Below are 22,532 nucleotides of genomic sequence, written 5' to 3' on the forward strand. Positions count from 1 at the left end.
CCTGGCCGATCCGGGAAATGAAATCGCGTCATCGGGACCCGCGTCGGCTACCTGTCACACGGCTCCGCTGGCCCCCTCGGATCGGCTCGCGGTAGGGTGAAACGAGTGTGTGGACTCACCGGTGAGGTTCGACTCGATGGCCGGGTTCCCGACGTAGCGGCGGTGTCAGCAATGGCTGCCGTCCTGGCGCCCAGGGGGCCGGACGCGGCGGGAACCTGGTCACAAGGCCGGGTCGCCCTCGGCCATCGGCGCCTCAAGATCATCGATCTGACCGAAGCGGGCGCCCAGCCGATGGTCGATTCGGAGCTGGGCCTGGCGGTCGCGTGGAACGGCTGCATCTACAACTACAAGGAGCTCCGGCGCGAGCTGAGCGACCACGGCTACCGGTTTTTCTCGCACAGCGACACCGAGGTGCTGCTCAAGGCCTACCACCGCTGGGGCGACGATTTCGTCAGCCACCTGTACGGAATGTTCGCCTTCGTCATCGTCGAGCGCGACAGCGGTCGGGTGTTGCTCGGCCGGGACCGGCTCGGCATCAAACCGCTGTACCTCACCGAGGACGGTCACCGCATCCGGTTCGCGTCGACGCTGCCCGCGCTGCTCGCCGGTGGCGGCGTGGACACCCGGATCGATCCCGTTGCGCTGCACCACTACATGACGTTCCACTCCGTGGTGCCGCCGCCGCTGACGATTCTGCGCGGCGTGCGCAAAATCCCTCCCGCGTCGGTGGTCGCCATCGAGCCCGACGGCCGGCGCAGCACCACCACCTACTGGACGCCGGACTTCACCAGGCGCGCCGATCGCTCCGATTGGTCGGAACGCGACTGGGAGGATGCGGTGCTGTCCGCGCTGCGGGTCGCCGTCGAGCGCCGCCTGGTCGCCGACGTCCCCGTCGGCTGCCTGCTGTCCGGCGGTGTCGACTCCAGCCTCATCGTGGGTCTGCTCGCCGAGGCGGGCCAGCACGGGCTGTCCACGTTCTCGATCGGCTTCGAGTCGGCGGGCGGCGTCGAGGGCGACGAGTTCCGGTGGTCGGACATCATCGCCCGGCGCTTCGACACCGACCACCACCAGATCCGCATCGGGACCGACCGGATGCTGCCCGCGCTCGACGGGGCGATCGGCGCGATGAGCGAGCCGATGGTCAGCCACGACTGCGTCGCGTTCTACCTGCTGAGCCAAGAAGTCGCGCGCCACGTGAAGGTCGTGCAGTCGGGTCAGGGCGCCGACGAGGTGTTCGCCGGCTACCACTGGTACCCGCCGATGGGTTCCCCGGCGGCGGCGACGCTGGAGGGGGCGGTCGCCGAGTACCGCGGCGCCTTCTTCGATCGCGATTCGGCCGAGCTGGCGGGCCTGCTGGGAACGGGCAACCTCGCGCCGGGCGATCCCAGCCAGCGCTTCGTTTCCGAACACTTCGCTCGCGCGGGCGCCGAAACCGGCATCGACCGTGCCCTGCGGCTGGATACGACCGTGATGCTGGTGGACGACCCGGTGAAACGGGTGGACAACATGACCATGGCCTGGGGGTTGGAGGGCCGGGTTCCGTTCCTCGACCACGAGCTGGTCGAGCTGGCGGCGACCTGCCCCCCGGAGCTGAAGATCGCCCACGACGGCAAGGGCGTCCTCAAACAGGCTGCGCGACGGGTGATCCCATCGGAGGTCATCGACCGGCCCAAGGGGTACTTCCCGGTTCCCGCGCTGACCCACCTCGAAGGGCCCTACCTGGACATGGTTCGCGACGCCCTCTACGCGCCGGTGGCCAAGGAGCGCGGGCTGTTCAACTCCGAAGCGGTCGACGCCCTGCTGGCCGACCCGAACGGCAAGCTCACCCCGTTGCGCGGCAATGAGCTTTGGCAGATCGCCCTCCTGGAGCTGTGGTTGCAGCGTCACGGCGTGACGGGCCCGGCCGCATGACCGCCGTCGACCCCTCCGAGGATCACTCGCACGATCACGCCGAGGATCACACCGAGGCCATCACCATGGGCCTGCACGACGCCTCCCCGCCCGAGCTCGTCGACGCGATGGCCAAGGACGTCGAGCTTGAAATGGGTTGGGGCCGACTGATTTTCGGTCAGACATTCGCCGATGCCGAGACCTTGGCCGAGACGCTGCGCCGCGAGGTCGCCGGGCGGCGCGACATCTGCATCTACGCGCGCGAGTCCCACGTCGTGGTCGCCGGGGCGCCGACCGAGCTCTTCATCGACCCCAGCCACACCTATCGGCTGCGCTTCACCGGGCATCCGGACGAGGAGAACCTGGCGCCCTCGCCGGTCGGCGTGACGGTGCGCACCCTGAACGACCCCGTCGACGCCGACGCCATGAACCGCGTGTTCGTGCGGTGTGGCATGGTGCCGGCGCCGGTCGAGACGATCTGGGACAACCACCTGCACCAAGAGGCGGTGACGTACCTGCTCGCCGTGCGTGACGACGACGATGCGGTGGTAGGCACTGTGACCGGCGTCGACCACCAGTTGCTGTTCTCCGATCCCGAGGAGGGGTCGAGCCTGTGGACGCTGGCCGTCGATCCCGCCGCGGCGCTTCCCGGGGTGGGTGAGGCGCTGACCCGGGCGGTGGCCGACCACTTCCGGCGCGCGGGCCGGGCCTACATGGACCTGTCGGTGGCGCACGACAATGCCGCGGCCATCGGCCTTTACGAGAAGCTCGGCTTCGTCCGCGTTCCCGTATTGGCGATCAAGCGGAAGAACGCGATCAACGAGCCGCTGTTCACCCCGCCCCCGGAGACGGTCGAGGACCTCAACCCCTACGCGCGGATCATCGCCGACGAAGCGATGCGCCGCGGAATCTGGGTCGAGGTCCTGGACGCCGAGACCGGCGAGATGCGGCTCACGCACGGCGGTCGCAGCGTGATCACCCGGGAATCGCTGTCCGAGTTCACCTCGGCGATCGCGATGTGCCGTTGCGACGACAAGCGATTGACGCGACGTCTGGTCTCCGAGGCGGGCATCACCGTCCCGCGAGCGCGCCTGGCCACCTTCGACGACGGCGACTTCGCGTTTCTGCAGGAGGTCGGCGAGGTCGTCGTCAAACCCACCCGCGGAGAACAAGGCAAGGGCATCACCGTGGGGGTGGTGGCCGAGAAGGGGCCCGACGAGCTCGCTGCGGCGGTGGCCCGGGCGCGCCAGCACTACCCGGAGGTGCTCATCGAGGAGCGCATCGACGGCGACGATCTCCGCCTGGTGGTGATCAACGGCCGGGTCGTGGCCGCCGCGCTGCGCAAGCCGCCGGAGATCATCGGCACCGGCGACCACACCGTGCGAGACCTGATCGCGGCCGAGAGCCGAAGGCGTTCCGCGGCCACCGGCGGCGAGTCGAAGATCCCGATCGACGACATCACCGAGGCGACCGTGGCTGAGGCCGGCTGGAAGTTGGACGACGTGCTGCCGCAGGGGAATCGGCTGCGCGTCCGCCGCACCGCCAACCTGCATCAGGGCGGGACGATCCACGACGTCACCGCCCAGGTGAACCCGGAACTGTGTCGGGTCGCGGTGGCGGCGGCCGAGGCGATCGGGATTCCGGTGACGGGCATCGACCTGCTGGTGCCCGACGTGACCGGGGCCGACTACGCGTTCATCGAAGCCAACGAGCGACCGGGGCTCGCCAACCACGAACCCCAGCCCACTGCCGCGGCGTTCATCGACTACCTGTTCCCCGGTCACCCGGGCCAGCCGCCGGCCTGGACTCCCGAGGAGTCACGCGCCGACCGGGATTGAGCTTGCGACCGGCCTTGTTTGGGTAATGCTCTGCTCACGCAGATAGGAGTCACATGAGCGCGGGCGTGCAAACCGGAACCATCACCACCCACATCCCGGCCAGGCTGGACCGGCTGCCCTGGTCGCGGTTCCACTGGCGCGTCGTCATCGGACTCGGTGGCGTGTGGATTCTCGACGGGCTCGAGGTCACCATGGTCGGCAACGTGTCGTCTCGCCTCACCGAGAAGGGCAGCGGCATCGGCCTCACCCCCGCGCAGATCGGCGTGGCGGCCGCGTTCTACATCGCCGGGGCCTGCCTGGGCGCACTGGTCTTCGGTCACCTGACCGACCGGTTCGGCCGGCGGAATCTGTTCATTCTCACGCTGGTGGTGTATTTGACCGCCACCGTCGCGACCGCATTCGCCTTTGCGCCGTGGTACTTCTTCATCGCCCGCTTCTTCACCGGCTCGGGCATCGGCGGCGAATACGCCGCGATCAATTCGGCGATCGACGAATTGATCCCCGCTCGGGTGCGCGGTCGGGTGGACCTCGTGATCAATGGGACCTACTGGCTGGGCTCGGCCGCCGGGGCGGCCGGGGCGCTGGTCCTGCTCGACACGTCGAACTTCGCCCCGAACATCGGCTGGCGGCTCGCCTTCGGCCTCGGCGCCATCTTCGGCATCTTCGTCCTGCTGGTCCGGCGCAACGTCCCGGAGAGCCCGCGGTGGTTGTTCATCCACGGGCGTGCGCAGGAGGCCGAGCGGGTGGTCGGCGAAATCGAAGAAGAGGTGCGGCGGGGGAGCGACAAAGCGCTGCCCGAACCGGCGGGCCGGCCCCTCAAAGTTCGTCAGCGCGAGGCGATCCCGTTCCGGGAGATCGCGAGGGTGGCGTTCACGCTGTATCCGCGTCGTGCGGTGCTCGGGCTGGCGCTGTTCATCGGGCAGGCGTTCCTCTACAACGGGGTCACGTTCAACCTAGGCACGCTGTTGAGCGGGTTCTACGGGGTGCCGTCCGGCAAGGTGCCGGTGTTCTTCATCCTATGGGCGGTAAGCAATTTCGTCGGACCGCTTGCGTTGGGCCACCTGTTCGACACCGTCGGTCGTAAACCGATGATCGCGGCAACCTACATCGGGTCCGCCGTGGTGGCCGTCGTCCTCGCGATTTTGTTCGTCACGCAGACAGGCGGCGCCTGGACATTCATCGCCGTCCTGGCGGTGGCGTTCTTCCTGGCGTCGGCGGGCGCGAGCGCCGCGTATCTGACGGTGAGCGAGATCTTCCCGATGGAGACCCGGGCGCTGGCGATCGCGTTCTTCTATGCGGTGGGAACGGCGATCGGCGGCATCACCGGCCCGCTGTTGTTCGGCCAGCTGATCAACTCCGGAGAGCGCGGTCAGGTCGTCTGGTCGTTCCTCATCGGCGCGGCGGTGATGGCGGTCGCGGGCCTGATCGAGCTGTGGCTGGGCGTCGCGGCCGAACGGCGCCCGCTCGAGGAGCTGGCGTTGCCCTTGACGGTGGCCGACGCCGAGCGCGAGGAAGAGGACGAAGCGCCTCAGCATTAGCCGGGGCCTCCGGGCGTTTCGGACGCCTCCGGGCGTTGGGTGTGAATCGTGGGCGTTGCGTGTGAGCCCACGGCGGGAAAATCGCCAAGATGCCGCCCTAACTTCACGCCGAAAACCCAGAGTTCACGACGACACTCGGCGCAGAGATTCTCGCCACATGGCGACGTAGGTACGGTCCACGGGATGATTCCCGGGTGATGCGGTCGCGGCGCGTGCTCGAGATCCGCCGGATCCGCGCTTGGCTGGCGTTGTGCGCGGCGATCACGTTGATCCCGTGGACCGTCTACCTCGCCCTCACCTTGCCGCAGGACTACACCGCGCAGCATTGGCAGGCCACCTGGGTCGGCTTCGACACCTTGTTGCTGGCGTTCATGGTCGCCACCGCGGTGCTCGGTTTCCTGCAGCACCAACTGCTGACGCTGTTTGCGTTCACGACGGGGGTGCTGCTCGTGTGCGACGCCTGGTTCGACGTGTTGACCGCCGAAGCCGGCGACCTCTGTCTGTCGGCGCTCATCGCCGGGGTGGTGGAATTGCCGTTGGCGGCGGTGCTGATCCTCGGCACCTTGCGGATCGCGCGCCTGCAGGGCCCGCCGTTCAGCCGCGCGCGCGGGCCATTTCGGGTGCGCCTGCGGCGCTAACCCGCGCTGCCGTCCGCGTCTCATGATCGAAACCATTGCGGACCCGCCGTTGACATCGGCGTAACAAGTTTGCCATCGAACGTTCCTACTGTGGGGCGGTCCACTGTCCGGCACAGGAAATCGTGGGCCCCCCTCAGCGATAGGAACTCAATTGAGCGGAAACGCGGTCCGCCTGCAGGCGATCAACAACGTCGAGGCGTATGTCCCCCCAGCCATCAGTTTCGTACCCGGCGAAGAGCCCGGCGCGGTCTTCGGCTCGAACGTCTTCACCAAGGCCGAGATGCAGGCCCGCCTGCCCAAGTCGGTGTTCAAGTCCATCGTCGCGACCATCGAGAAGGGCACCAAGCTCGACCCCGCGGTGGCGGATACGGTCGCCGTGGCGATGAAGGACTGGGCGCTGGAAAAAGGTGCCACCCACTACGCGCACGTCTTCTACCCGATGACCGGGCTCACCGCCGAGAAGCATGACAGCTTCCTGGAGCCCATCTCCGACGGCCAGACGCTGGCCGAGTTCGCCGGCAAGACCCTCATACAGGGTGAGCCGGACGCGTCGAGCTTCCCGTCGGGCGGCCTGCGCAGCACGTTCGAGGCGCGCGGCTACACCGGCTGGGACGTGACCAGCCCCGCCTACATCCTGGAGAACCCGAACGGCAACACGCTGTGCATCCCGACGGTGTTCGTCTCGATGACCGGCGAAGCCTTGGACTACAAGACGCCGCTGCTGCGCAGTCAGCAGGCGATGGGCAAACACGCCGAGCGTGTCCTGAAGCTGTTCGGCCACAAGGACCTCAACCACGTCGTGTCGTTCTGCGGCCCGGAGCAGGAGTACTTCCTGGTCGACCGGCACTTCTTCCTGGCGCGCCCGGACCTCGTCAACGCCGGGCGCACCCTGTTCGGCGCCAAGCCGCCCAAGGGCCAGGAGTTCGACGACCACTACTTCGGCGCGGTGCCCGAGCGGGTGTTGGGCTTCATGATGGACACCGAGCGGGAGCTGTTCAAGCTCGGCATCCCGGCCAAGACCCGGCACAACGAGGTGGCCCCCGGCCAGTTCGAGATCGCGCCGATGTTCGAGCGGGCCAACATCGCCTCCGACCACCAGCAGCTGTTGATGACGATCTTCAAGACGATCGCGAAGAAGCACGGCATGGAGTGCCTGTTCCACGAGAAGCCATTCGCCGGCGTCAACGGGTCGGGCAAGCACGTCAACTTCTCGATGGGCAACTCCGAGCTGGGCTCGCTGCTGGTTCCGGGCGACACCCCGCACGAGAACGCACAGTTCCTGGTGTTCTGCGCCGCGGTGATCCGTGCCGTGCACAAGTTCTCCGGGCTGCTGCGGGTGTCGGTGGCATCGGCCACCAATGACCACCGCCTGGGCGCCAACGAGGCGCCGCCCGCGATCATCTCGATCTTCCTCGGCGAGCAGCTCGCCGACGTGTTCGAGCAGATCGCCAAGGGCGCGGCCACGTCGTCAAAGGGCAAGGGCGTCATGCACATCGGCGTCGACACGCTCCCACCACTGCCGACCGACCCGGGCGACCGCAACCGGACCAGCCCGTTCGCGTTCACCGGCAACCGGTTCGAGTTCCGTGCGCCAGGCTCCGGGCAGACGGTGGCCGTGCCGCTGATCGTCCTCAACACGATCATGGCGGACTCGCTCGACTACATGGCGACGGTGCTGGAGAAGGCCGTCGCCGACGGCGAAGACTTCGATCATGCCGTTCAGCGGCTGCTCACCGATATCATCACCGAGCATGGTGCGGTCGTGTACAACGGCGACGGGTATTCGGAGAAATGGCAGATCGAGGCGGCCGCGCGCGGTCTGCCGAATCTCAAGACGTCGCTCGACGCCATTCCGGAGCTGATCAAGCCGGAGTCGGTTGAACTCTTCGAGAAGTACGGGGTGTTCAACGAGCGCGAGCTGCACAGCCGCTATGAGGTCCGGTTGGAGCAGTACGCCCTGACCATCGCGGTCGAGGCGAAACTGGCGCTGGAACTCGGTACGACGGTGATCCTGCCGGCCGCCATCCGGTACCAGACCGAGCTCGCCCAGAACGTCGCGACGCTGAAGAAGGCCGGCGTCGAAGCGAGCACGGTTGCGCTGGAAGCGGTTTCGACCCCGATCGCCGAACTGCAAGAGGGCCTGGCGACGCTGAAGTCGGCGCTGTCCGACCACTCGGCGGAGACGGCGCTGGCCGAGGCTACGCACGCGCAGAAGGAGCTGCTGCCTGCCATGGCGGCGGTCCGCGCGGCCGCCGACACGCTGGAAAGCGTTGTCGCCGACGACCTGTGGCCGCTTCCCACCTACCAGGAGATGCTGTACATCCTGTGATAGACATCGTCGGGTGTGGGGGCCGGCCGCGCCAGCGGCGGTGATCCGCGGCCCCCACGCCCGACGATCCGCGTGCGCAAGAATTTCGCAAGAAACTCGCCAACTTCTGCCAAGTGCTGTGCCGCAACCTTTCCGCTGACGGGCCTTGCCCCGTAACAGACCGGAAAGGGACGGAAAGTGCCGCAAAGCCGCGAAGACAAGACTTACGATTCGGCCATGTCGCTCGAAGCCGGCCAGGTATTCGCCGGATATACGATCCTGCGGCTGCTGGGTTCGGGTGGCATGGGCCAGGTGTATTTGGCGGCGCACCCGCGCCTGCCGCGCGAGGACGCGCTCAAAGTGCTGCCGCCGGAGTTGACCGCCGACGCGGAGTTTCGGGCCCGATTTGTGCGCGAGGCCGACCTGGCGGCGGGGTTGTCGCATCCGCACATCGTGAGGGTCCACGACCGCGGCGAGGAGGACGGCCATTTCTGGATCTCGATGGCCTACGTGCCCGGCACCGACGTGGGCCGGCTGTTGCGCGAAAACTATCCCGGCGGAATGCCGCTCGACGAGGTGGTGCCGATCATCACCGCCGTCGCCGAGGCACTGGACTACGCCCACCACCGGGGCTTGCTGCACCGCGACGTCAAGCCGGCCAACATCCTGTTGGCCGAACCGGACGGGCAGGCGCGGCGGGTCTTCCTGGCCGATTTCGGCATCGCCCGCCGCATCGATGACGCGACCGGGCTGACCGCGACCAACATGACGGTCGGCACCGCGGCCTACGCGGCGCCCGAACAGCTCAAGGGCGAGTCAATCGACGGGCGCGCGGACCAATACGCCTTGGCCTGCACCGCATTTCACCTGCTGACCGGTGCGCAACCGTATGTCGACTCCAATCCCGCCGTGGTGATCAGCCAGCACGTCAATGCCCCGCCGCCATCGGTCGGTGCGCAGCGACCGGAGCTGGCCCGGCTGGATCCGGTGTTCGCCACCGCGATGGCCAAGGAACCGTCCGGCCGGTTCGCCAGCTGCGGGGAGTTCGCGGCCCACCTCGGCGGCCGGCCGCTGCCGAGCTTCGCGTACGCCGGCGAGATCCCGGCCCGCCCCGACAACGAAATCACCCGGCCTTCTTTCGGCGTCGCCGCGCCCACCGTGCCGCTGCGGCCGAAACCGGCCGGCTGGAAACGGTTGAGCCGGCGCCCGGCGGTACTGATCCCCGCCCTGGCGGGCGTCGCGCTGCTGATCGCCGGCGGTGTCTTCGTCTCCGGGAAGCTCACTCAGTCCGGCAAGCCGGCGCACACCGCGGCGCCCACGGCGAGCCCCGGGCCGAAGGCACCGCCGCCGAACACGGGTCCCTTCACGGGCGTCTACCGGGCCGACTTCGCCCGGATCACCAGCATCGAAGGCATGCCGCCCCCGGGCGCCGCGCCGTCAAGCGAAACCTGGGCTGTCAGTTCGGCGTGCCGTCCCACCGGTTGCGTGGCGACCGCGACGCGCCTTACCGGCGAGACCATGCAGGTGCCGACGACCGTATTCGATCAGGTCGACGGAACCTGGCGGGCGGTGACCGCCGGCTCGAGCACGTGCGCCAACGCTGAAGGCGAGGTCTGGGAAACCTTCACGCTGCAACCGCGTCCCGACGGCACGCTCGCTGGGGAGGCGACCGAAATCATGGGCAAGGGCTGCGCCAACAAACGCAGCGTGACGTTCACCCGCACGGGAGACGTCGACCTCAGCAGCGTGGCCGACCCGAATGCGCTGCCGCCGCGGGTGGTTTCGCCGGCCGAGGCGCTGCGCGGCCACTACCACGAATCGGATGTCACACCGACGGGTTTCAAAGGTCAGCAAGACTACGTTGTCCGCACGGACTGCCTGCGCAGCGGCGACCGGTGCATGAGCTTTTTCCACGCACCCCCGGCTTCGGCCATGGCGCTGGTATTCGGCGGCGGGGAGTGGATCTACGACCGCGAGTTCGACGGCCGCTGCTCGAAGGGCGGCACGGCGCACGTACGGATCGTCGCGCATTTCCCGATGCCGCAGCCCGCACAGGACCCGATCGCGTTGCTCACCGGGCATGGTCACGAGGACGTGACGAACTCCGGCGGGACCAACTGCGGCAGCACGGACGTCGACGCAAAGTTCGCGCGCACCGGCGATTAGCGCCCGCCCCATCGCGAGCCTGACCACACTGCGAAATCCGCTTTAATTTTTCGCAGTCAGGTTAGGCTCGCGGCGCCCGCCCACCAACTGGGGCCAATAGTCCCTACCCCCGAGGGGTATATGTGTGCAATCCTTCGAGGCATGACAGACACACCTGAATCCACGATCGAACCGACCACCGTGAGTGAGCAACCCCGCTACGGCAACCGATTTGGCGGCCCCAGCCGCCTGGGCCAAGCCGCGGCGTGGGTCGTCATCGTCGCCGGTGTGGTGTTCATCGTCGGGTCCATCTTCTTCTGGGGGTTGTTCCTCGGCTGGTCCTCCGGCGCCCACGCCGGTTGGCACCGCGGCTACTACATCGGCCGCGAGGGTGGCTGCCCGATGATGGGCCAGGGCGGAATGGGCGGCATGATGGGCCCCGGCGGCACGATGGGTCCCGGCGGAATGATGGGGCCGGGCGGCATGATGGGCCCCTCACAAACACCCGCTCCGGCGCCTGCCACGCCGCATCCCTAGCGCGAAACTAGCCGAGCAGCTTGGTGAGCCAGGTCGGGTCCTGATAGTTCACCGACTTGGTGCCGTCCCACACGAACGGTGTGCCGGTGGCGTTGAGTCCGGTCAGCGTCGCGTCCCCGGCGGCGGCCTTGGCCTTGCCGGTGCCGACGTCGTCGCCGCCCTTGATGCAATCGATCACGCTGGCGTCGACGCCGACTGTCTTGGCCAGCTGGGCCAGTTCGCCGTCGGTGCGGTCCTCGGGGGCGTCCTCCGCCGGCTGAAAGTTGCTGGCGAACAGGCCGGAGTAGAAGTTCATGTACAGCTTCGGATCATTCTGCGCCGCAACACAATACGTCGCGGCCACCGCGCGCGACGAGTAATTCTTGCTGTGCGACTTGTCGTCGAGGAAGTTCAGCAGGTGGTAGCGCACCGCCAGCTTCTTGTTGTTCACCGCGCTGTCGATGTCACCGGCGTTCGACCGGATGAAGCTGCCGCACGGCGGGCAGATCGGCTCGTTGAAGATGTCGATCGTCGTCGGTGCGGCCGAGCTGCCGACGGAGACACCGTCATCGAGCACCTTGAGCTCAACCGCGTCGGGCGGAGGCGCCGGCGACGTCGGCGTGGAGGACCGGGCCGACGGGGACGACGACTGCCACGGGTGGGCGGCAACGATGACCAACCCGACCACCACGGCCACCACGACGGCCACGACGGCGCCGATCCACAGCCAGGGCTTGCGGCTGCTCTGGGGCGGCTGCCCCCAGAGCGGCGCGCCGACGCTGCCCATGTCGCCCGTGCCCCACGTGGGGGTGCCGGGCCACCCCGTCGGCTGCGGCATCGGTGCCCCGGGAGCCGATCCGGTGGTCCACCGCGGCGCCTGAGGGGGCGCCTGGTTCGCCATCGCGGGCGGCGGCATGGCGGCAAAACCGCTCGGCTGCTGGCCGGCGAACGCGGCGGGCAGCTTCGCCACCTGGCTGCGCTCCAAAATGTCGGTGGCCCGATCCTGATCGGGAGTGGCCAGCGCGGCATACGCGGCCGCCGACAGATCGCCACACGTGGCGTAGCGCGCCGCGGGATCCTTGGCCATGCCGCGGGCGATCACGGCGTCGAAGGCCACCGGGATGCTCGGGCGCGCGGCGCTGGGGCGCGGGATGGGCTGGTTGAGGTGCGCGCCCATCACCCCGATCGTGTCGCCCGTGTACGGCGGGGTGCCCGTCAGGCACTCATACAAGACGCAGGCCAGCGCGTAGATGTCGGCCCGATAGGTCACCTCGCCATCGCTGAACCGCTCCGGGGCCATGTATTTGACCGTGCCCACCGTGGTGCCGAACGTCGTCAACTTCTCGTCGGACGTGGCGCTGGCGATGCCGAAATCCACGAGGTACGCGAAATCGTCTGCGCTGACGAGGATGTTCTCCGGTTTCACGTCGCGATGCATCACCCCGGCGGCGTGCGCGGCGTCGAGCGCCGAGCCGATCTGGCGCACGATCGCCACCGCCCGCGGCGGGGACAGCGGCCCGAAACGGCTCAGCGTCGCGGCCAGGTTCTTGCCGTCGATCAGGCGCATGTCCACGTAGAGCTGACCGTCGATCTCGCCGAAGTCGTGGATCGGCACGACGTGCGGTTCCTGCAGCCGCCCCGCGGTGCGGGCCTCGCGTTGCATGCGCGAGCGGAAGACCGGATCGCTGGACAGCGTCTGCGACATCAGCTTGAGCGCCACGATGCGCTCGCGCACCGTGTCCTCGGCCTCGTAGACATCGCCCATGCCGCCGCGGCCGACCAGCCGCCGCAACCGATACGGCCCGAACTGCGAGCCCTCCCGCGAATCCGCGGTCGTGTCACCCATCGCCGACTCCTCACCCGCCGCCACGCGCCGCAAAACCCACACCGAAGCGCGGCGTGCCAGGCATAAGGCTAATGGTTTGGGCAACCGCGGGGCACGCTGAATTGCCAGAAAGCCAGCTAATTCCCGGTCGGCTGGCTACGAACTCCCGGGGTGGGTGAGGATTACCGGCATTCCTCGTCGCCGGTCTTTTCGCTGAGGCCCTCCCGCGACAGCGCCCGGACGAAGCCGTAGGCCTGCATGCCCGCCGGGCCGGGATTCCGGACGATCCAATCGTTGATCTTTCCCAGCGCCGAGGCCAAATCGTCGCGCCTGACCCGGATCAGGTAGGTCTTGCGTTCGTCCTGCGGGTCGTCGATGGACTCGGCGACGGCGACGGGGTTGCGGAACGCGTAGGCGATCCCGTGCACGGAATCGTTGTTCAATGCCCACTGAAGCTCGCTGGGCCGCAGTCGGTTCACCGCCAGATTGCGGTATTCGTCCTCGCCGTTCGAATCGCTCACGTCGCCGCTGATCCTCCTCTGTGTGCCCGCGAGAAGAAGTCGGACGACGGTGGACTGAAGATTGTGTCGCGCAGGCAATTCGATGAAATTTTCCCCAAGCCTTCATCATAGGAAGCCCGGTGCGCCGCTGCATGCCGAGCGAGCGTCCAGCAATCGCGACGGCACTGACGTCGACCGGCCGCGGCGACGTAGAGTGACCGGCGAGGCAAATCAGGTTTTCTGCGGCGGCTGCGAGGACCCATGACCGAAGAACGCATCGAGATCCGTCGCACCATCCCGGCCCCGGCCGCCGACGTCTTCGCGGTGCTGTGCGACCCGCAGGGCCACGTCGCCATCGATTCCTCGGGCATGCTCCAGGACGCCGAGGGCGAACCCGTCACGGGCGTCGGAGACAGCTTCGTGGTCCACATGGACCGCGAGGCGCTCAACGACTTCCCGCAACTGGGCAAATACGACGTCACCGTCAGCATCAAGGAGTTCGAGCGGGACCGGCTAATTTCGTGGACGATTCTCGGCCAGATCCGCCCGCAAATCGGCCACGTCTACGGATATCGGCTCGAGCCGGCCGACGACGGCGCGTCGACCGTGGTCACGTCGTTCTACGACTGGTCGAACATCGACCCGAAGTGGCGCGACGCCGGGATTTTTCCGGTGCTCTCCGAGGGCGCGCTGCGGGCGACCCTGGGCATCCTCGATCGCACGGTTCGCCGAGGTTATCCGCGAGCCTGACCCCCTCAGCGGCGGTACTTCAGGAACACGTAATCGTCGTAAGCCAGGGCGTGCTCGAGGCGCATCCCGACCGGCACCGACAACCGTGACGGCGGCCGGCTGCCGACGGGCTGGCTCCCGGCCAGCTTGGGCGCCAGTGTCACGCAGATTTCGACGACGGCGTCGGCGTCGACCAGCTCGTCCAGCAGGGTCGGCCCGCCCTCGCACAGGATGCGGCCCATGCCCTGGCCGCGCAGCTGGGCGACGGCGCGCGTCACGTCGACCGAATCCTCGCCGGCCACCAGGATCTGCCGGCGCGGGTCCTGCCGCGCGGCCGAGCGTGCGCAGGTCACCACGATCGGCGGCTGTGCGGGGTCGCTGAACAGCCTGGCCGGCAGTTCGCCGGTGCGCGTGATCACGGCGATGGGCGGCGCGGCGCGTCGCGCGTCGGTGAGCCGCACCGGGCCGTAGTTCTCGGCGCGCGCCGTGCCCGCGCCGACCAGCACCACGTCCGCGAAGCCCCGCAGCAGCCTCAACAGCTGCTGGTCGGTGGGACAGGACAGCGGACCCGCGCGACCGGCGAACGCCGCGGCGCCGTCGGCGCTGAAGATCATGTTGGCCCGCACGCCCGCCGGGGGATCGCCGTAGAACGACGCGAGTTCGGCGATGCCGCCGACGGCGCCCACCCGGGGAGTCACATCAGGCCTCGTGACCCGGTTCCAGGTGGCGGACGTCGCCGAACGACACCCACTGCTCGAGCTCTTGCGGCGGGCGGCCGTCCACCGGCTCGAGCAGGTGCCCGACGTGGTCGCCGAGCGGGAAACGATCCAGGATCTTGCCGGCGAACCAGGCAGCCGCGTCGTCGAGGATGGGCAGCTGCGCCGGGCCGCGATGCCAGGAGCAGCGGTCGAACTTGTTGATTTTGTCGCCGGTTTGGCTGCCGAACAGCTCCGCGACGCCGAGATGTTCGCGGTCGAACACGTGCACAGCCAGGTGGCTGGCGTCGGCGGCGACCCGGAACGTGTGGTTCTTCGTGGACAAACCGACCAGGAACCGCGGGGGATGGATGCTGGCCTGGCTCGCGAAGCCGACCAGACAGCCGGCCGGCACGCCGTCGGCCTGGGTGGTGACGACGAACATCGGGTAGTTCAGCAGCGACACCAATTCTTCGAATGCATCTGTTCCGGGCTCGGCCACCCGCTCAGTCTTCCCGTTCGGGCCGCCGGGGAATCGCGTACGCCGCGACACCGAGGCCCAGCACCGCCGCGCCGGACAGCACCGAGGACAGCGGCAGCGCGCACGCCAGCACCAGGCACCCGACCAGCCCGATCACCGGGATGGCGCGGTGCGGCCGTCCCTCGTCGGGCCGAAGGGTGAACGCCGAGGCGTTGGCGACCGCGTAGTAGATGAGCACCGCGAACGAGGAAAAACCTATCGCGCCCCGCAGATCCGCCGTCGCGGCCAACACCGCCACGACGACGCCGATCAGCAGCTCGGCGCGGTGGGGCACGCCGAACCTCGGGTGCACGGCGGCGAGCGCGTGCGGGAGGTGATGGTCGCGCGCCATCGCCAGGGTGGTGCGCGAAACCCCCAGGATCAGGGCCAGCAGCGAGCCCAGCGCCGCGACCGTCGCGCCGACCTGCACGACGGGCGCCAGCCAGCCCATCCCCGCCACCCGCACGGCCTCGGACAGCGGCGCGGACGCCTCGGCCAGGCGTCGCGGCCCCAGCGCGGCCAGCGCCGCGACGGCCACCAGCGCGTAGACGGCCAGGGCGATCGCCAGGGCCAGCGGGATGGCCCGGGGGATGGTGCGCGCCGGATCGCGCACCTCCTCGCCCAGCGTGGCGATGCGCGCGTAGCCGGCGAAGGCGAAAAACAACAGGCCCGCCGCCTGGATCACGCCGCCGGCGGTGACGCCCGACAGATGCAGGTATTCGGGGCCGACGCTGCGAGAGGTGAATACGGCGACGACGACCGCGGCCAGCACCGCAAGGACGACCGCGACGATGATCCGGGTCAGCCACGCCGACTTCTGCACCCCGACGTAGTTCACCGCCGTCAGCGCGACCACCGCGGCGACGGCCACCGCGTGCGCCTGCGACGGCCACGCATACGAGCCGACGGTCAGGGCCATCGCCGCGCACGAGGCGGTCTTGCCGACGACAAAGCCCCAACCCGCCAGGTAGCCCCAGAAATCGCCGAGCCGCTCGCGGCCGTACAGATAGGTGCCGCCGGAGGCGGGGTACCGGGCGGCCAGCCGCGCGGAGGAGGTGGCGTTGCAGTAGGCGACCACCGCGGCCACGGCCAGGCCCAGCAGCAGCCCCGAGCCGGCGGCGCGTGCCGCGGGGCCGAGCGCCGCGAAGATGCCGGCACCGATCATCGAGCCCAGCCCGATCACCACCGCGTCGAACACACCCAGGGTGCGGCGGAGCTCAGTCACGCGCCAAACCTATCAAACTGGTTTGATGTATTGTCCGAAGGGTGCCGGCAACCAAACGCGCGGAAGTTCCACCGCTGATGCAGATGGCGTCCCACCCGGTGCGGTGGGCGTTGATGGCCGAGCTCGCCGGAGGCGACCACCGGGTACGGGAGTTGGCCGCCGCGGTCGACGAGCCACAGAACCTGGTGTCCTACCACCTGCGGCTGTTGCGCTCGGCGGGGCTGATCGACGCGCGGCGCAGCAATTTCGACGCCCGCGACACCTACTACCACCTGAACCTGCCGCGGTGCGCGGCCGAATTCGCCGGGGCGGCAACCGCATTGCATCCGGCGCTCGCGCCGCCTGCGGCGACCCGCCCAGCCGGGTCGGTGCTGTTCCTGTGCTCCGGCAACAGCGCGCGCTCGCCGATGGCCGAGGCGCTGCTGCGGAAGAAGGGCGGCGGCCGCATCCGTGCCGCGAGCGCCGGCAGCCATCCCAAACCACAGATGCACCCGAACGCGGTGCGGATCATGCGCGACCTCTACGGCATCGACCTTGGTGGCGGCCGACCGCAGCCGTTGGCCGCGGTCGCCCGGGGCCGCTTCGATTGCGTGATCACGCTGTGCGACAAGGTCCGCGAATACGCCCGGGAGCATGGCGTTGTCACCGCGATGCATTGGAGCCTGCCGGATCCCTCGGCCGCTGTGGGCAGGGCGAGTTATCCCGAATTCCGGCGCGTGGCAAGCGAACTGAACGACCGGATCGATTTTCTCCTGCCCGTCCTAGCCCGGCCCCGGGAGCGGCGATGAACCCCTTCGACCGCCGTCGATTCCTCAGTGGCCTGGCGTTGATCACCGCGGGCGGCGCCGCCGGCGTCGCGGCGGCCTGCTCACGGACCGCGCCGCCCGGCCCGCCCAACGGCAAGCCCGATTACACGCTGCGCATCGGCACCGGACCCGTGGAGCTGGCGCCGGGCCACACCGTGTCGACCCTGACCTACAACGGCCAATTCCCGGGACCGTTGTTGCGGTTCAAGGAGGGGCAACGGACGTGGGTCGACATCTTCAACGACACCGATGCGCCGGAGCAGCTGCACTGGCACGGCCAGCACGTCGGCGTCGACGTCGACGGCTCGGCCGAGGAGGGCACCCCCGACATCCCGGCGCACGGCATGCGGCGCATTTCATTCGTGCCCGGGCCGGCGGGCTACCGCTTCTATCACACCCACGTCGTGCCGCGCGCGGACCTGTCCCGCGGCCAGTACAGCGGCCTGGTCGGGCCGGTCTACATCGAGCCCAAACAGAACCCGGGCGCCTACGACCAAGAGATCTTCTTGACGCTCAAGGAATTCGAGCCCAGTTTCACCCGCGGGGGCGACATGGCCAGCGAATTCCTGGCCGGCGAACCGGACGCCGACCTCAAGGACAAAGGCGAGTCCGCGATGAAGGCGTCGCTCGCCAAGGGCGACCCGCATGGCTACGAGGTCAGCTACGGGTCATTCGCGATCAATGGGCGCATGCTCGGCCACGGCGATCCCATCCGCGTCCAACCCGGGCAGCGGGTGCTGTTGCACGTCCTCAACGGCAGCGCCACCGAAAGCCGCAGCCTGGCCTTGCCCGGGCACACCTTCAACGTGGTCGCGCTGGACGGGAACCCGGTGCCCAATCCGTCACCGGTCCCGGTGTTGTGGCTCGGTGCGGCCGAACGCATTTCGGCGTTCGTCAACATGACGAATCCCGGGGTGTGGGTGCTGGGGGACCTGTCCGACGACGACCGCGGCCACGGCATGGGCGTGGTGGTGGAATACGCCGGGCGCGGCGGTGATCCGCAGTGGGCGGAGCCCCCGCCGTTCAAGTGGGACTACCGGCTGTTCGCGCCGCCCAACCCCGGGCCGGTGCCGCCGCCGGAACGCACCATCGAGATGCTGATCGAAAAGCGCAACGCCGCCGACAACGGCTTCAACGTCTGGATGTTCAACGGCACGGCGTTTTCGATGGAGACCAATCAGCCCGTGCTGGATCTGCAGCGCGACAAGCGCTATCGGCTTCGGTTCCGCAACGCGACCGACGACCTGCACCCGATGCACCTGCACCGCCACACCTTCGAAATCACCCGCATCGCCGGGACGCCGACCGCCGGCGTGCGCAAGGACGTCGCGATGCTCGGCGGGTTCCAGAGCATGGAGATCGACTTCGTCGCCGATCAGCCGGGCCTGTCGCTGCTGCACTGCCACCAGCAGATCCACATGGACTACGGGCTCATGCTGCTGCTCAACAGCCGCTGATCCGCGACCGGGGCATCTACGATTCGGCCATGGCGCTCGAGATCGGTCAGGTGTTCGCGGGATACACGATCCTGCGACTGCTCGGTTCGGGCGGCATGGGGCAGGTGTATCTGGCGTCGCACCCCCGGTTGCCGCGCCAGGACGCGTTGAAGGTGCTGCCGACCGAAGTCACCGCCGATCCGCAATACCGGGAGCGATTCGAGCGGGAGGCGGAGCTGGCCGCCGGGCTCTCGCATCCGCACATCGTGGGGATCCACGACCGCGGTGAATACGAGGGCCAGTTTTGGATCTCGATGGAATACGTGGCCGGCACCGACGCGGGCCGGCTGTTGCGGGAGCAATTTACAGGCGGCATGCCCGTCGAGGACGCGATGGCGATCATCAACGCGGTCGCCTCGGCGCTCGACTACGCGCATCACCGAGGGCTGCTGCACCGCGACGTGAAGCCGGCCAACATCCTGGTGACCGAGTCGGACGGACAGCCGCGGCGAATCTTTTTGGCCGACTTCGGCATCGCCCGTCGCGTCGACGACGTGGCCGGGTTGACCTCGACGAAGATGGCGGTCGGCACGGTGGCCTACGCGGCGCCCGAGCAGTTGATGGCAGGGTCGGTCGACGGTCGTGCCGATCAATATGCCCTGGCGTGCACCGCTTTTCATCTGCTCGCCGGGGTGCCCCCGTTCGGCGGGCCCAACATGGCGGTGGTCATCGGTCAACACGTCAGCGCCCCGCCGCCGTCGATCGGCGCCCACCGTCCCGAGCTGACCGGCCTGGATGCCGTCTTCGCCACCGCGCTGGCCAAGGATCCCTCTGGCAGGTTCAACAGCTGCGGGGAGTTCGCCCAGGCATTGGGGCGGCATCTCGACGGGGCCGACGCGTATCCCTCGTCGGACCCGACTTTGCTTGCGCCGCAGTGGAAGAAACCCGCCGCCTGGAGGCGGGTGGGCCGTCGCCCCGGTGTGCTCGCCGCGGTGCTGGCAGGCGTCGTGTTGCTGGTAGCGGGCGGCGTCGTCGCCACGCTGAAGCTCACCGGATCGCACCGCCCGGCCGCGCCCGCGAGCCCCTTCACGGGCACCTATCGGGCCGATTTCGGGCCGAACATGGCTCTCGATGACATCCCGGACCCCGGTTCCCCGCCTGCGCTGACGAGCACGTATGGCCTGCGTTCGGTGTGCCGCCCCGCGGGCTGCGTGATGACCGCGTCCCGCCTCGGTGGGGAGACCGTGGCGCAACCGACGATGGTGTTCGACCAGATCGGCGCGGCCTGGGTCGCGGTCGCCGTCGCACCGGATGCCTGCCGCGAGGCGACCGCGGAGTTCTGGCAGGTCTTCGTACTGCGGCCCCGTCCGGACGGCGGCCTTGACGGCGAATACACGGCGACCGCCGCCAACGCCTGCGCCAACAAGCGAACCGTGTCCTTCACCCGCACCGGCGACGTCGACGTGAAAACCCTTCCCGATCCGGCCGCCCAGCCCCCGCGGGCGGCGTCACCGGCCCAGGGCCTGCGCGGCCGTTACCGCCTGACCCGGATCTTCGCGAACGGCCTGCCGCAACAACAGCTCAACACCGCGGTCGCCACCTACTGCCTGCGCACCGCCGATCGGTGCATGAGCTACTTCCACGAGGCCTCGGCCGACCAACCGCTGGTCTTCGGAGACGGACGCTGGACCTGGAACGTCGACGCCGACGTCACCTGCCCGCACTCCGGGGGCACCGCGCGCATGAAGTCCAGCGGACAGTATCCGCTGCCGCAACCGCCGGGGGATCCGATCGCCACGCTCACCGGCCGCGCCCACCAGGAACAGACCGCCCCGTGCGAGCTCAACACGGACTTCGACGAAACCTTCACCCGCACCGGCGATTAACGGGGTGCGCCGCGTAGGCGGTTTGCCCGGAAGGCGCGGCTTCGCATTCGGCGCGAATTTAGGTGCCACTGCGGCTTGAGCATTTACGATTTTCCCATGTCGCTCGAGGCGGGTCAGGTGTTTGCCGGGTACACGATCGTGCGGGTGTTGGGCGCGGGCGGGATGGGCCAGGTGTACCTGGCGGCGCATCCCCGGTTGCCGCGCCAGGACGCGTTGAAGGTGCTGCCCGCGGAGCTCACCGGCGACCCGGAGTTCCGGGGCCGCTTCCTGCGGGAGGCGGAACTGGCGGCCGGGTTATCGCATCCGCACATCGTGACGATCCACGACCGCGGTGAAGAGGACGGTCAGTTCTGGATCTCGATGGATTATGTGGCCGGCAATGATGCCGGCCGGCTGCTGCGCGAACACCACCCGGGCGGGATGCCGCTCGAAGACGTCGTGGCGATCATCACCGCGGTCGGCTCGGCGTTGGATTACGCGCACGGCCGTGGGTTGCTGCACCGGGATGTCAAGCCGGCCAACATCTTGTTGACCGACCCCGACGGTCAGGCGCGCCGGGTTTATCTCGCCGACTTCGGGCTCGCGCGCCACATCGACGACGCGACCGGGCTGACCGCAACGAACATGACGGTCGGGACGGTGGCCTACGTCGCGCCCGAGCAGTTGAAGGGGGAGCGGGTCGACGGGCGCGCCGATCAATATGCGTTGGCGTGCACCGCGTTTCACCTGCTGACCGGGTCGGCGCCGTACGTCGATTCCAATCCGGCCGTGGTGATCAGCCAGCACATCAACGCCGCCCCGCCCTCGATCGGTGCCCGCCGCCCGGAGCTCGCCGCGCTGGATCCCGTGTTCGCCACCGCGATGGCCAAGGAGCCATCGCACCGGTTTGCCGGCTGCCGCGAATTCGCCGACCAGCTGGCCCGGCAGCTGGGCCCGGGCGCGACCCAGCCCGGCGACATTCCATTCCCGGACACCCAACCGCGGATCGACGCGACCATGCCCGCCATCCGACCCCGCCGGCGTCCCCGGGCGCTCGTCGGCGCCCTGCTGGGCATCGCGCTGCTCGTCGTCGCCGGTGGCGTCTTCGCGGCCGTGAAGCTGTTGCGGCACTCCGAATCGGGCCACACCGCGGCCACCAGTCCCGCCACTACGCCGGGGAACACCGCGGCCGCGACTCCGAACACCGGCCCCTTCACCGGTGTCTACCGCGTGCGCTTCAGCCAGGGCACGACGCTGGAGGGTGTCCCGGGTCAGGGCGCGGCTCCGGAAACGGACACGTACGCCGTCCGCTCGGCGTGCGGGCCGAACGGTTGCCGGGCGACGGCGCAACGGGTCAGTGGCGAGCTACGGCTCGCGTCGAACGCGGTTTTCGACGAGGTGGACGGGCGCTGGGTGGCGGTGACCATCGGCTCGGACAAGTGCCGAGACGCCCCGGCCGAGGTGTGGCAGGTGTTGACTCTGCAGCCGCAACCGGACGGCACCTTCGCCGGTGAGTACCGCGGGGCATCGGCCAACGCCTGCAACGAAAAGCGGACGGTGACCTTCACCCGCTCCGGGGACGTCGACATCAACAAGCTCCCCGACCCGAACGCGCTTCCGCCGCGGGTGGGCTCGCCGGCCCAAGCCCTGCACGGCCGCTACCACCTGGTCCGAAAGTTCAAGGCCAGGATCGCGCCACAGCAGACGGACCAGGCCGTCGTCACCGACTGCCTGCGCACCGGGGAACGGTGCATGAGCTATTTCCACTCCAAAACGATTGACACACCGCTGGTGTTCGAGGGCGGCACCTGGACCCTGCACGTCGAGCACGACGACAACGACCCGGGCTGCGGCGGGGCCGTCTACGCGCGAGCCACCGGCCAGTATGCGCTGCCCCAACCGCCGCAGGATCCGATCCCGCAGCTGATCGGCCACGACCATCTGGACGAGTCGTCGGGCCGCGCCGACTGCCAATGGAGCGTGGACTTCGACGAAACATACACGCGGACAGGCGATTAGGAGCTCCCGGTTCCCTCAAGCAGCCGCGAGCGTAACCAC

General features: G+C 68.8%; 17 protein-coding genes. 12 read left to right on the forward strand and 5 right to left on the reverse strand.

The features are described 5' to 3' along the window. Positions 1-105 precede the first annotated feature (105 nt). From N415_RS16040 to N415_RS16070, 7 genes are all read left to right on the forward strand, one after another. A complete protein-coding gene (locus tag N415_RS16040; RefSeq protein WP_068183711.1) occupies positions 106-1,911 on the forward strand; it encodes an N-acetylglutaminylglutamine amidotransferase in 1,806 nt (601 codons plus the stop codon). Further along, positions 1,908-3,728, forward strand: a complete 1,821-nt coding sequence (gene ngg / locus N415_RS16045; protein ID WP_068183714.1) for an N-acetylglutaminylglutamine synthetase — start codon at positions 1,908-1,910, stop codon at positions 3,726-3,728. Before N415_RS16040 ends, ngg begins: the two co-directional genes overlap by 4 nt. A gap of 53 nt (positions 3,729-3,781) precedes the next feature. Continuing rightward, positions 3,782-5,266 (forward strand): MFS transporter, encoded by a 1,485-nt coding sequence (locus N415_RS16050; protein WP_068183717.1) that lies wholly within the window; start codon positions 3,782-3,784, stop codon positions 5,264-5,266. Positions 5,267-5,463: 197 nt separating this feature from the next. After that, positions 5,464-5,904, forward strand: coding sequence for a hypothetical protein (locus N415_RS16055; RefSeq protein WP_068183720.1), 441 nt, complete (start codon positions 5,464-5,466; stop codon positions 5,902-5,904). Positions 5,905-6,055: 151 nt separating this feature from the next. Continuing rightward, positions 6,056-8,233, forward strand: a complete 2,178-nt coding sequence (locus N415_RS16060; protein WP_068183722.1) for a glutamine synthetase III — start codon at positions 6,056-6,058, stop codon at positions 8,231-8,233. Positions 8,234-8,449: 216 nt separating this feature from the next. Further along, a complete protein-coding gene (locus N415_RS16065) occupies positions 8,450-10,378 on the forward strand; it encodes a serine/threonine-protein kinase (RefSeq protein ID WP_068183725.1) in 1,929 nt (642 codons plus the stop codon). A 141-nt stretch (positions 10,379-10,519) separates the two neighbouring features. Next, positions 10,520-10,894 (forward strand): hypothetical protein, encoded by a 375-nt coding sequence (locus N415_RS16070; protein WP_081665300.1) that lies wholly within the window; start codon positions 10,520-10,522, stop codon positions 10,892-10,894. 7 nt (positions 10,895-10,901) lie between these two features. Here the strand turns inward: N415_RS16070 and N415_RS16075 are convergent, their stop codons facing one another. Both N415_RS16075 and N415_RS16080 read right to left on the reverse strand, forming a co-directional pair. After that, positions 10,902-12,719, reverse strand: a complete 1,818-nt coding sequence (locus tag N415_RS16075) for a serine/threonine protein kinase PknE (RefSeq protein ID WP_068184006.1) — start codon at positions 12,717-12,719, stop codon at positions 10,902-10,904. A 161-nt stretch (positions 12,720-12,880) separates the two neighbouring features. Further along, on the reverse strand, positions 12,881-13,219 hold the full coding sequence (locus N415_RS16080; RefSeq protein WP_068101112.1) for a hypothetical protein: 339 nt from the start codon (positions 13,217-13,219) through the stop codon (positions 12,881-12,883). Between the two features lie 240 nt (positions 13,220-13,459). Between N415_RS16080 and N415_RS16085 the strand changes: the two genes are divergently transcribed. After that, entirely contained in the window at positions 13,460-13,948 is a 489-nt protein-coding gene (locus tag N415_RS16085) for an SRPBCC family protein (protein WP_068183731.1), read from the forward strand. A gap of 5 nt (positions 13,949-13,953) precedes the next feature. Here N415_RS16085 and N415_RS16090 read toward each other — a convergent pair whose 3' ends face one another. Genes N415_RS16090 through N415_RS16100 form a run of 3 tightly spaced genes read right to left on the reverse strand, consistent with a single transcriptional unit; the run spans position 13,954 to position 16,367 of the window. Then, positions 13,954-14,625: a pyrimidine reductase family protein gene (locus tag N415_RS16090; RefSeq protein WP_068183734.1), complete on the reverse strand. Its 672-nt coding sequence runs from the start codon at positions 14,623-14,625 to the stop codon at positions 13,954-13,956. Between the two features lies 1 nt (position 14,626). Then, positions 14,627-15,124, reverse strand: a complete 498-nt coding sequence (locus N415_RS16095) for a flavin reductase family protein (protein WP_068183737.1) — start codon at positions 15,122-15,124, stop codon at positions 14,627-14,629. Between the two features lie 4 nt (positions 15,125-15,128). After that, a complete protein-coding gene (locus N415_RS16100) occupies positions 15,129-16,367 on the reverse strand; it encodes an APC family permease (RefSeq protein WP_068183739.1) in 1,239 nt (412 codons plus the stop codon). Positions 16,368-16,408: 41 nt separating this feature from the next. On the opposite strand from N415_RS16100, the gene N415_RS33240 reads away from it, so the two are divergent. From N415_RS33240 to N415_RS33250, 4 genes are all read left to right on the forward strand, one after another. Next, positions 16,409-17,155, forward strand: a complete 747-nt coding sequence (locus N415_RS33240) for a helix-turn-helix domain-containing protein (protein ID WP_152531423.1) — start codon at positions 16,409-16,411, stop codon at positions 17,153-17,155. Next, positions 17,152-18,630 carry a multicopper oxidase domain-containing protein gene (locus N415_RS16110; RefSeq protein ID WP_068183742.1) on the forward strand — a complete coding sequence of 493 codons (1,479 nt, stop codon included), beginning with the start codon at positions 17,152-17,154 and terminating at the stop codon, positions 18,628-18,630. Before N415_RS33240 ends, N415_RS16110 begins: the two co-directional genes overlap by 4 nt. 29 nt (positions 18,631-18,659) lie before the next feature. Further along, complete coding sequence (locus N415_RS33245) at positions 18,660-20,495, forward strand: serine/threonine-protein kinase (protein WP_068183744.1); 1,836 nt, start codon at positions 18,660-18,662, stop codon at positions 20,493-20,495. A gap of 96 nt (positions 20,496-20,591) precedes the next feature. Continuing rightward, a complete protein-coding gene (locus tag N415_RS33250; protein ID WP_081665310.1) occupies positions 20,592-22,493 on the forward strand; it encodes a serine/threonine-protein kinase in 1,902 nt (633 codons plus the stop codon). Positions 22,494-22,532 lie beyond the last annotated feature (39 nt).

Origin of the sequence: Mycobacterium sp. UM_CSW (assembly GCF_000455205.1) — a bacterium.
In the GTDB taxonomy this organism is placed as follows: domain Bacteria; phylum Actinomycetota; class Actinomycetes; order Mycobacteriales; family Mycobacteriaceae; genus Mycobacterium.

Excerpts from the sequence above, each read along its gene's own strand:
- N415_RS16110 (WP_068183742.1), top strand. The coding sequence starts at position 17,152 with ATGAACCCCTTCGACCGCCGTCGATTCCTCAGTGGCCTGGCGTTGATC.
- N415_RS33245 (WP_068183744.1), top strand. The coding sequence starts at position 18,660 with ATGGCGCTCGAGATCGGTCAGGTGTTCGCGGGATACACGATCCTGCGA.
- N415_RS16075 (WP_068184006.1), bottom strand. The coding sequence starts at position 12,719 with ATGGGTGACACGACCGCGGATTCGCGGGAGGGCTCGCAGTTCGGGCCG.
- N415_RS16055 (WP_068183720.1), top strand. The coding sequence starts at position 5,464 with ATGCGGTCGCGGCGCGTGCTCGAGATCCGCCGGATCCGCGCTTGGCTG.
- N415_RS16050 (WP_068183717.1), top strand. The coding sequence starts at position 3,782 with ATGAGCGCGGGCGTGCAAACCGGAACCATCACCACCCACATCCCGGCC.
- N415_RS33250 (WP_081665310.1), top strand. The coding sequence starts at position 20,592 with ATGTCGCTCGAGGCGGGTCAGGTGTTTGCCGGGTACACGATCGTGCGG.
- N415_RS16085 (WP_068183731.1), top strand. The coding sequence starts at position 13,460 with ATGACCGAAGAACGCATCGAGATCCGTCGCACCATCCCGGCCCCGGCC.
- N415_RS16070 (WP_081665300.1), top strand. The coding sequence starts at position 10,520 with ATGACAGACACACCTGAATCCACGATCGAACCGACCACCGTGAGTGAG.
- N415_RS16065 (WP_068183725.1), top strand. The coding sequence starts at position 8,450 with ATGTCGCTCGAAGCCGGCCAGGTATTCGCCGGATATACGATCCTGCGG.
- ngg (WP_068183714.1), top strand. The coding sequence starts at position 1,908 with ATGACCGCCGTCGACCCCTCCGAGGATCACTCGCACGATCACGCCGAG.